11 protein-coding genes are annotated in these 8,762 nt (G+C 31.2%); all 11 read right to left on the bottom strand.

The features are described 5' to 3' along the window. Window positions 1–82 precede the first annotated feature (82 nt). Window positions 83–796 carry a BRO-N domain-containing protein gene (locus ACO409_RS09420; protein ID WP_485556678.1) on the bottom strand — a complete coding sequence of 238 codons (714 nt, stop codon included), beginning with the start codon at window positions 794–796 and terminating at the stop codon, window positions 83–85. Window positions 797–810: 14 nt separating this feature from the next. Further along, entirely contained in the window at window positions 811–1,110 is a 300-nt protein-coding gene (locus tag ACO409_RS09415; RefSeq protein WP_485556676.1) for a hypothetical protein, read from the bottom strand. 111 nt (window positions 1,111–1,221) lie between these two features. Next, complete coding sequence (locus tag ACO409_RS09410) at window positions 1,222–1,386, bottom strand: AbrB/MazE/SpoVT family DNA-binding domain-containing protein (RefSeq protein WP_485556674.1); 165 nt, start codon at window positions 1,384–1,386, stop codon at window positions 1,222–1,224. 79 nt (window positions 1,387–1,465) lie between these two features. Further along, window positions 1,466–1,909, bottom strand: coding sequence for a hypothetical protein (locus ACO409_RS09405; RefSeq protein WP_485556672.1), 444 nt, complete (start codon window positions 1,907–1,909; stop codon window positions 1,466–1,468). A gap of 149 nt (window positions 1,910–2,058) precedes the next feature. Next, window positions 2,059–2,643, bottom strand: coding sequence for a hypothetical protein (locus ACO409_RS09400; RefSeq protein WP_485556670.1), 585 nt, complete (start codon window positions 2,641–2,643; stop codon window positions 2,059–2,061). After that, the gene (locus tag ACO409_RS09395) at window positions 2,640–3,845 is read right to left on the bottom strand and encodes a hypothetical protein (RefSeq protein WP_485556668.1); all 1,206 of its coding nucleotides are present in this window, start codon (window positions 3,843–3,845) and stop codon (window positions 2,640–2,642) included. Before ACO409_RS09395 ends, ACO409_RS09400 begins: the two co-directional genes overlap by 4 nt. Then, window positions 3,845–4,180: a hypothetical protein gene (locus tag ACO409_RS09390; RefSeq protein ID WP_060918211.1), complete on the bottom strand. Its 336-nt coding sequence runs from the start codon at window positions 4,178–4,180 to the stop codon at window positions 3,845–3,847. Before ACO409_RS09390 ends, ACO409_RS09395 begins: the two co-directional genes overlap by 1 nt. Beyond that, the gene (locus tag ACO409_RS09385) at window positions 4,177–4,770 is read right to left on the bottom strand and encodes a phage baseplate protein (RefSeq protein ID WP_147004623.1); all 594 of its coding nucleotides are present in this window, start codon (window positions 4,768–4,770) and stop codon (window positions 4,177–4,179) included. Before ACO409_RS09385 ends, ACO409_RS09390 begins: the two co-directional genes overlap by 4 nt. Window positions 4,771–4,780: 10 nt before the next feature. Continuing rightward, window positions 4,781–7,792 (bottom strand): phage tail tape measure protein, encoded by a 3,012-nt coding sequence (locus ACO409_RS09380; RefSeq protein WP_485556665.1) that lies wholly within the window; start codon window positions 7,790–7,792, stop codon window positions 4,781–4,783. Continuing rightward, the gene (locus ACO409_RS09375) at window positions 7,793–8,008 is read right to left on the bottom strand and encodes a hypothetical protein (RefSeq protein WP_068157257.1); all 216 of its coding nucleotides are present in this window, start codon (window positions 8,006–8,008) and stop codon (window positions 7,793–7,795) included. A 49-nt stretch (window positions 8,009–8,057) separates the two neighbouring features. Further along, window positions 8,058–8,561 (bottom strand): hypothetical protein, encoded by a 504-nt coding sequence (locus ACO409_RS09370; protein WP_485556662.1) that lies wholly within the window; start codon window positions 8,559–8,561, stop codon window positions 8,058–8,060. Window positions 8,562–8,762: the final 201 nt, after the last annotated feature.

The raw sequence follows: 8,762 nt of genomic DNA, 5'->3' as shown, positions 1-8,762 counted from the left end.
ACAAAAAAATCACAATCAAATTAATGACTGTGATTTTATGTTTCTATTTAATTTTCAATTTGATATAGCAAACTTTCTACTACTATTCAAAAAATATTTCATCCAGAACTTCTACAGGATAAGTATTTATTAGTCCGTATCGGCTGTCAACCGTTGTTCCTATTAATAAATCTTTTTCCCTGCATATCTTAGTCGCTTTCTTTCCTATAGAAGGTGCGTGGTATGATTTTGGCTTTATTCCTTTTATGTTGGCATAGGCTATTACTGTCAAATGGTTGCTTGTTACTGTTCTTCTTTGATTGTTTTCCAACCTTTTTATGCTCTTGTCATTATTTTCAACAGTATCTGCGAGTCCAATTACATTGTTCTCAATATTATTGATTCTGCTTTCAGCTTCTACCATCCATTGTGCCTGCTGTAAAATTAATTCAGCCTGTGTAAGAGGTTTTTTCTTCTCTTCATATTTTCCTGTTTTTCTGATTGCTGGAATAACTTCTGATGTTATCCATTTTCTAAATGGTTTAGCTTCTTTTTTATCACTTCGTAATATCAGAGTATATAATCCACTTTCGTTTGTGAAGTTAGTTTCTCCTTGACGCCCTAAGTTAAACTTAGCCCGTTCATCTTCGTCCAATCTTTGTGCAACTGCCGTAGGATTTTTTAATTCTAATATGTCGCAAACATCTTTTATACAAAACCATACTTGATTATTAACAAATATTGTTCTTACACTTCCTAAATTTTCTTTACTGAATATTTGAAATCTTTCATCATTTATAACTTTTAAATCGTACATTCTTTTATCCTCCATTATACTATATTTTTTCTTTCAATTCTTGCCACTTTTTCAGCAACTTCCTTTTCACAGTTTCTTTGAACTAATGCGTCTATGTTTGAACCAGCCTCATAGTATTCTCTTTTGATTATTTGATGATATTCACCCAAAGCATCTTCCAAATCCATTAATTTATCCAAATTTTCTTTAGACAACATCTCATACATTTCCTCTAATAAATTAAATACCACCTTTTTTGCTGATTTTAACTTGTGGTTGTGTTCATCCAGTAAACTTTCTGTAATTTCAAATCCTAGCTCTTGTCTAAGTGTCATAAATTTTCCTCCTAAAATATTTGTTTTTTAAGAGAATATATAGTATAATAGTATTGGTTAAGTACTAGTTAAATACTAGATATTCCCTTTTTCTTACGAGAGAGGGAATTTTTATTTGATTTCTATTTTTTTATTTTCTTTATCAAAAATCAACTCCACTTCTCTCTTTTCTTCTGTAACTTCCATTTCTCTAAGCCACGGAATTGGTATAGTTATTTTTGCAGATTTACCATTTCCTGCTTTATGGAATATAACTCTTGCTTTCCTTTTTTCCATTAAAAATTACCTCTCTTTTGTAAGATACTAATATAATATCATAAGTATCTTACAAAGTCAAGAACTTTTTTTAAAATTTTTATTTCTTATTATTATTTTTCTCATCTTCTTTTCCAAGAATTTCCTGATAACTTTTTATTTTATCATCAACTTGAAGAAAATCTTTCCTTTCCTCATTTATCAAATTAGTAAGTTTATAATTTTTAAACCCTTGTTTTTCTAAATATACACTGTATTTATTCTCAATTTCTCCTGCTTTTCTTAGAGCTGTTTGAAATTCAACCTCAGAAATACCTAACGGATGTCTTACTGCATAAGTTCTCATTATATCAACTAAAGAAAGCCTCATGTATGCTTCATAAGAAAGTTTCGTCCCTTCTAAAAAAATTTTATCCTTCTGCACAATAATTTTCTTTTTCTCAAGTAAATTTTTTCTGTAATCATAAGCCTTGTAACCTACTATTGCCACAATTACCAAAAGAAGTCCAATAATGCTTGATAGCACTTTTTCTCTTTTTGTCATCTTAATTCCTCCTAAATTTTTTTGTATATTATACACTATTTCTAAGAGAAATTAAAGAATGATTTTAATTATACCACTATCCCAAACTTAAAAAACAAATATTTTAGTTTCACAGTCATTATTCAATTGCCATTGTCCTTATTTATATCCTAATCCAACGGCATTCCGCCATTAGTATGAGTTAAAAATGATTTTCCACCAATCATAGCATCTCCACTCACTTCCAAATCTCCTTTAATGCTCACTGCTCCGTTTATATTTATAGAACCGCCTTTTATACTAACTCCACTTTCATTTATTGTTACAAGTGTTCCGCTATAAGCAATATAGAAGTTGTTAGATATATTCTTTTCTGCATCACTCGTTATCTGCCCAACTACAATAGCGTTATTTATATCAAACTTAGCACTGGAGTTTGGCTCACAAGGTTCAGAAGCGTTACGAGCATTGAATGTATCATGCTGGCAAAATGCCACTAAAACTTTATCATTTGCAGACAACGGAGCATTTATTTTACATCTTCTACTCCAAAAAATCGGAGCAATTGGAACATTTTCAATTATTTCAACTTCATCACGCGTGCCAAAAAGTTCAGGAATATCTAACATTTGTATACTACATCTCATGTTAGAGTTATCTACTTCAACAATTTTAGCTATTGCAAAAGTATTCAAATTATCAAATCTTCCACTTATCATTGATTCTATATGATCTCCTACTGTTTTTTTTCTCACTTTTTACCTCCTACTCCATATGTTTTCACTATTCTATCCCAGTCTTTTTCTTTTTTATTTCCGCTACTTTTTGTAGTAGTTTTTTTGGCAGTTTTTTTAGTTTCTGTGTTATTAGATTTTTTAACCTCGTTTTCTTTTTTGCTTGTTTTTTTAGTATTTTTTTCATTTTTCTTACTCTTTTTATCGTCTTTTTCTTTTGCTTTTTTCTTTTTATTTTTAGATGCTTTCTCATTTTTCCCTTTTTTTCCAGAAACAATTTCGATTTCGTTAGCTTTTTTAGTTTCTTCATCATCAAATTTAGTTTTTATTTCTAACTCTGTGTATGCATCACTTTTAAAATTAATAACGTGCTTACCTTTTGTGATAAGATACTCTCCTTTAATTTCAAGTTGCTCGAATTCCTTTTTTAAATCTAAATTAATCTTAAAACCTTCTTGAAATCTATGATCAAATATACTTTTCAATGTATAAGTACCGTCATTTTCTTTTACATCTTGAAATCGATTCGGATCAAATTCTAAAATACCTCTATTTATCTTATCTCGTGGTTGAAAAGTGACAACTCCATTTGTTATAAAAAAAACACTTTTAGTATCTTTTGCTATTTCTTTAAAGATGTGTTTTACGTTGTTATGCATTGTTTTTCCATCTTTATAATCAATATCCTTACCAAGCTCTATTGTCCCGGCTTTTAATTTATCCAATTTTAATAAAATTAATTTTATTATTGTACTAGCTTTTGTCCCTTTTCCAGTTTTAAGATTTATTTTTGTGTCCTTGTATTCATCATTATAAGTATTACAAGTTATCTCAAATTTCTTATCAGCGTTGCTCCAACTTCCTTTCAAACTCTCGATAATCCCTTTATAGATAACACCAATATCTTTATTTACTCCATCATTCCAATACCCAGCTTCAATAACTACTTCAACACCTTTTTTTATTTTTTTAATCATTTCATCTGTTAAATTATAAATAACTATTTTAGCAATATTAGTGCTTTCTGTTATATCAAATTCAGTTTGTATCTCGAAATCTGGTGAATAATCAACTCCATTTTCAACTTGAAATCTTTCAAATTCAATTTCCTCTGTTTCATCTCCATTTTTTACTTTAAAAGTTACTTTTGCATATCTGTCCCACAAAATATAATAATTATCATTTACTTCGTTATTTTGTGTATTTCCTATGTTCTCAGCCATTAAACCACCACCATAATATCCTGTAATATTCCAGCTGTCTCTGTTGTAAACTCAACATCAAAGCCATTCAAATTGATTGGCAAAGCTATCATTTTAACATTTGGAAATTCTTTATATCGTCTTCTGCACAATAAGAACAAATCTTCGTATGCATTAATTCTTTGGCCCATATGTAAGTTTTCGTTATCTGTCTTTACATCTAAATACCAAAGTTCTTTTATATTGTAAATTTCCAATGTAACCAACAACGTTTTTTCTCCATCGTCTAATAAAATTCTGTAACTACTTTTTTTATTTTTCTTATATAAAATATCAAAACTATATAATTTTCTCATGCTTTAATATCTCCTGTTCTAGGATCATCTCCAAGTCCACCTTTCATTGATTCACTCATCGAAACTTCAGACATTTCTCGATTTTGGGTATTAGTCTCTGGATCATAAGCACTCGTTGTAGTCTTTCCGTCAGTTGTAGTAAATTTTAACAAGTTTACTTCTTTTAAATTTATCGAAACTTTTATACTAGTATAATTTTGATAATTTTCCGAGTAACTGACACTAGTTATTGCAAGTGGAGCATAAACCTTATCAAATTTAGTATACATAAATGTTGTATAATTTCTTTTTTTTGATTCTTTAACTAATTTCTCGAGTTCATCTTTCCATTCTTTACCGTGTAAAATTACCTCAATTTTTAATGTATATGGATTCACAAACATATTTTCATTAAAATTATCTTTTAAATACGATTTGTAGCCTGTTATTTCATTATCTTGACTATAATCGGTCGAAATTACTAAAAGAGGTATAGTGCCTAAAAATCCATTAGGTTTTATGCCAAAATATTTTAAATACATTTTTTCAAGTCTATCTTTTTGTGCTTCAAATCCTGCAATTGCTTTTTTTAAAAAATCTAATACTTGCATTCTATACCTCCTAAACTATTCCTAATTTTTCAAGTTCATTTTTTAATTCGTTTAGTGTTTCATCATTTCCACTAACATTAAATACAAAATGATTATTATTTGTAACAACTGTTCCACTGTCTTTCAGTCCACCACGAGTATTAGCTTTAATAGATTTTAAATTGTTTAACATATCGTTAGTTGTTGTGTTTCTTGCAACCATTGAGCCGTTTGGCAACCAAATAGCTTCATCTCCATGCTCATCGATAGTAGTCATTCCCCCACCACCTTGTGCTTGAAAATTATTAGTTCCTACTGCGTGTTTACCTGTGACAATCCCTTTAACTCCTCCTACAAATTGTGCTCCACCAGCTTTTATTCCGCCCCAATCTAATTTACTAGCTGATTGGAAAGCATTTATTAACCCTTGCATGGCAGATATGGCGGATTGGATCCTACTTATTATAGCTGATATTGCTGATGATACAGCTGCTTTGATTGCATTCCATGCTGCATTTATTAAATTTCTTGCAGTTTGATTGTGGGTATACAAACTTACTAATGCACTTATAAACATTCCAACTGGGCCTCCAACTATCATTCCAATTACAGCAGGAATCAATGCACCTATTGCACTCCAAGCTGCTGATACAATAGCATGGAAAGTTGAGTTTGTATTATAAAGATTTACTATTGCATTAACTAGCGTCATAACTCCATTAACAATTGCCATTATTATTCCACCAATTATAGACCAAGCTAATTGGAATACTGTTGCTATAAAATTCCATACTGTAGTTACGATTTCTCTAAACGTTTCATTTTGAACCCATAATTGCATTAATCCGCCGATTATTGCACCAACAAGTCCACCGAAAATAAATCCTACAAGAGCCCAACATTGACTAATTGTGTTCCAAATAGACATCATCGCATTTCTAAAACCTTCATTTGTATCCCAAAAATATTTAACAGCCGCTACCACTGCTATTATTGCTGCGATTATAGCCGCTGCAATTAAAACATATGGATTCAACGCCGCTACCGCATTGAAAGCAGATTGTGCCGCAACCAAAGCCCATAAAATTACAACTCCTGAAGCTAAAACTAAAAATACTGTTCCAAATAATCTTATTTTTTCTTTATTTTCTTCTACCCATCTTCTCATTTCTTGAAGCTTTACAGTTAAATCAAAAATGTTTTTTTGAAAATCTTTTAATTTCCTTGCAACTTCTTCGGCAGTCATTCCCATAAATTTAGTTTTATCCGCTGCATCCTGTTGCCTTGTATTAAATCCAAATAAAGCACCTAGAATTGACATTATTACATCGCCTAAAGCACTTAGGGCATAGGTTAAATTTAATAACACACCTTCCCACTCTTTACTGACTGCTTCATTTTCCTGCAAATAATCCTGCCATCGCTTAAACAGGTTAAATATCACAACTAATCCAACTGCCAGTAATCCATATAGAACTAATTTAAATGAATTTGCTTTCGCAATTGCTTCCTTTATTCCTATGATAAACGGTTCAATACTTGCTTTCAACTTCTGAAAAACTAATTCTCCAACAACCAAAGCTCCTAAAACAGAAACTAATTGTAATAACCAAGGGGCTTTTTCAGCAACCATTCCTATTGCTTCAGCAATTCCCATAAACAGTCCTGCAACTGGAACTAATAAAGGCTCTAATGAGTCAAATACCGCTGCAAACGTGCTTGACATTGTTCCCATTAAAGTTTCAACCGCTCCTGCACTTCCTTGCATCATAAACTTACTTAATTTTTCAGCTGCTCCACTACTATTTTTTATCTCGTTTTGAAGTTTTTTCAAGTCTTCTATACTTCCATTCAATAGTGTATTAGCGGCTCTACCTCCTTGCACTCCGAATATAGCTTTTAATACTCCAGCTTTATCCGCGTTACCCATTTTGTCAGTTACACCTTTTAATCTTTCAACGATCGAAACCATATCTTGTAGATTACCTTTTTCATCTGTAACCTTACCAATTAAATCTTCAAGTTTTCCACGTTTTTTAAAATCTTTCAAACTTTCAAACATTTGATTTAATCCAGTACCTGCTGTTGACCCTGTTAATCCGTTGTCATTCATTTTACCTAACATCGCATAAACAGTTTCCATTGGAACTCCTAATGCTTTCCCAGACGCTCCAACATACTTAAATCCTTCTGCCAATCTAGGCAAATCAGCCGCTGTATTTTTTGATGTAACAGCTATCATATCAGTAACTTTTTGGGCCTCTTTCGCAGATAATTGATAAGAGTTCATGTGCATTTTAACCATTTCAAGAGCTGGTGTTATGTCTGAATTAAACGCTTGCGCTAAATTTGCAGCTGCTGGGATTATTTGTTTCATTTCATCTTTTTTAATTCCTAAAGTTGCCCCTGCGTTTATAGCTTGTGCAACATCCAGATTATTAAATTTGGTTGCTCCACCAACTTGCTTTGCAAGTTTCCTGTACTCTTTTAAGTCAGTTCCATACCCACCTGTTTTGGCAGAAGCCCCACGCAACTCATAATCAGTCTGTCCGTATTCCTGCAACGCTTCCATTCCAGCCTGTGTAATAAAACTTCCTGCTTTGTACAATGCTCCATCACGAACTTTATTTAAAAGCCCCTTGACTCTTTTCATAGCACTATCAGCACCTTTTGCAACATTTCCAAGAGGATTTTTAACTGATTTTCCAACTGCTTCTTTAGCTTTATTCAAATCATCCATTTTCTTTTTAGCTTCTTGTGTTTCTTTTTTTACGTTATCCAATCCACTTTTTACAGTTTTACCAGTCCCAAGAGTTTTCATCATATCCTGAGCCATTTTCATTTGAGATTTGAGTTTATCCCCTTGTGATTGCAAATGCTTTTGCATATTTTGTATTTGCTTGTTAAAATTATTTAAACTAACCTTGTCTAATGTTTTAGCTAGTTTTTCAGCTTCTTTTTGCATTGATTGTATCCATTGCTTTGCGTTTTTATCTTTAATAACAAACTCTAACTCATAAGTAACTCCTACTCCACTAGCCATTTATCTTCCTTTCTTTATCTTTTTCCGTTCTCTTTCTTTTGCTTTTTGGATTTCTGTATCATAAAAACACATTTTCAAAAAAGTTTCAAACTCTTTTTCAGAGATTTTATTTTCGTTATATCTTTTTAAAAAAACAAAAGAATTAAAACTTTTAAAATTCTCATTTATTTCTAACTGAAATGCTAAATTTTCAATTTCAGTTATATCTTTTAGCATTTCATCTTTATTAAAATATATTTTCCCTTCATGAAAAAATGCTGGATTTCTATTTAAGGAAGGGATTTCTTACCACTTCCGATAAAAATATTCCTAACTCTACTATTTCACTTGACGGAAAATCTTCTATATCAAATTTGCGAAGTAATTCGTCCCTATAAAAGTCATCAACTACATCAGCAAAAGAAAGTATTCCTTTACCAGTCACTGGATCAAAATCCATTTTTGAATATTTTATCGCTTGCTTAGTTGTTGGATATTCACAAAAAACATCTTTTGCTTTTCCATCCCAATCAATCAAAGTATGTTTAAATATCTGTTTTGGTCTTAAGCCACCTTGCTGTTTTATTCTTCTTCTTTCATTTTCGTTCCTTCTTTGCTTTATATCTTCAGCTGTTTCAGCAATCATTTGAGCCTCAACAGATTCTAATTCTGTATCATTTACTGTTTCAACCGCCTTTTCTTCTTGCTCTAACGGCCCTAATCCTGCCATTTCTCTTGACATATTAATCGCTTCTGTTTCTTCTTCTGTATATTTTCTTTCTAAATCCATTCTTATCTCCTTATATATTTTAATTTTATTTTTTGTAACAAAAAAATCACAATCAAATTAATGACTGTGATTTTATATTTCTATTTAATTTTCAATTTGGTCTAGTAAATTTTCAACTTCAAACGTCATTCCAGAAAGCTCGTCAATCTGATTTGTTATCATTGCCAAGTCCTGAGAAAGTTTACATATTTTTCTATAAGT

The sequence above is a fragment of the Leptotrichia sp. genome, from assembly GCF_057270615.1.
This window is presented reverse-complemented; position numbering and strand designations above follow the sequence as displayed.

What these genes read in the sequence shown, in the direction of transcription:
- ACO409_RS09415 (WP_485556676.1), bottom strand. Translation starts at nt 1,110, where the DNA reads ATGACACTTAGACAAGAGCTAGGATTTGAAATTACAGAAAGTTTACTG.
- ACO409_RS09420 (WP_485556678.1), bottom strand. Translation starts at nt 796, where the DNA reads ATGTACGATTTAAAAGTTATAAATGATGAAAGATTTCAAATATTCAGT.
- ACO409_RS09395 (WP_485556668.1), bottom strand. Translation starts at nt 3,845, where the DNA reads ATGGCTGAGAACATAGGAAATACACAAAATAACGAAGTAAATGATAAT.
- ACO409_RS09375 (WP_068157257.1), bottom strand. Translation starts at nt 8,008, where the DNA reads ATGCTAAAAGATATAACTGAAATTGAAAATTTAGCATTTCAGTTAGAA.
- ACO409_RS09385 (WP_147004623.1), bottom strand. Translation starts at nt 4,770, where the DNA reads ATGCAAGTATTAGATTTTTTAAAAAAAGCAATTGCAGGATTTGAAGCA.
- ACO409_RS09390 (WP_060918211.1), bottom strand. Translation starts at nt 4,180, where the DNA reads ATGAGAAAATTATATAGTTTTGATATTTTATATAAGAAAAATAAAAAA.
- ACO409_RS09380 (WP_485556665.1), bottom strand. Translation starts at nt 7,792, where the DNA reads ATGGCTAGTGGAGTAGGAGTTACTTATGAGTTAGAGTTTGTTATTAAA.
- ACO409_RS09410 (WP_485556674.1), bottom strand. Translation starts at nt 1,386, where the DNA reads ATGGAAAAAAGGAAAGCAAGAGTTATATTCCATAAAGCAGGAAATGGT.
- ACO409_RS09370 (WP_485556662.1), bottom strand. Translation starts at nt 8,561, where the DNA reads ATGGATTTAGAAAGAAAATATACAGAAGAAGAAACAGAAGCGATTAAT.
- ACO409_RS09405 (WP_485556672.1), bottom strand. Translation starts at nt 1,909, where the DNA reads ATGACAAAAAGAGAAAAAGTGCTATCAAGCATTATTGGACTTCTTTTG.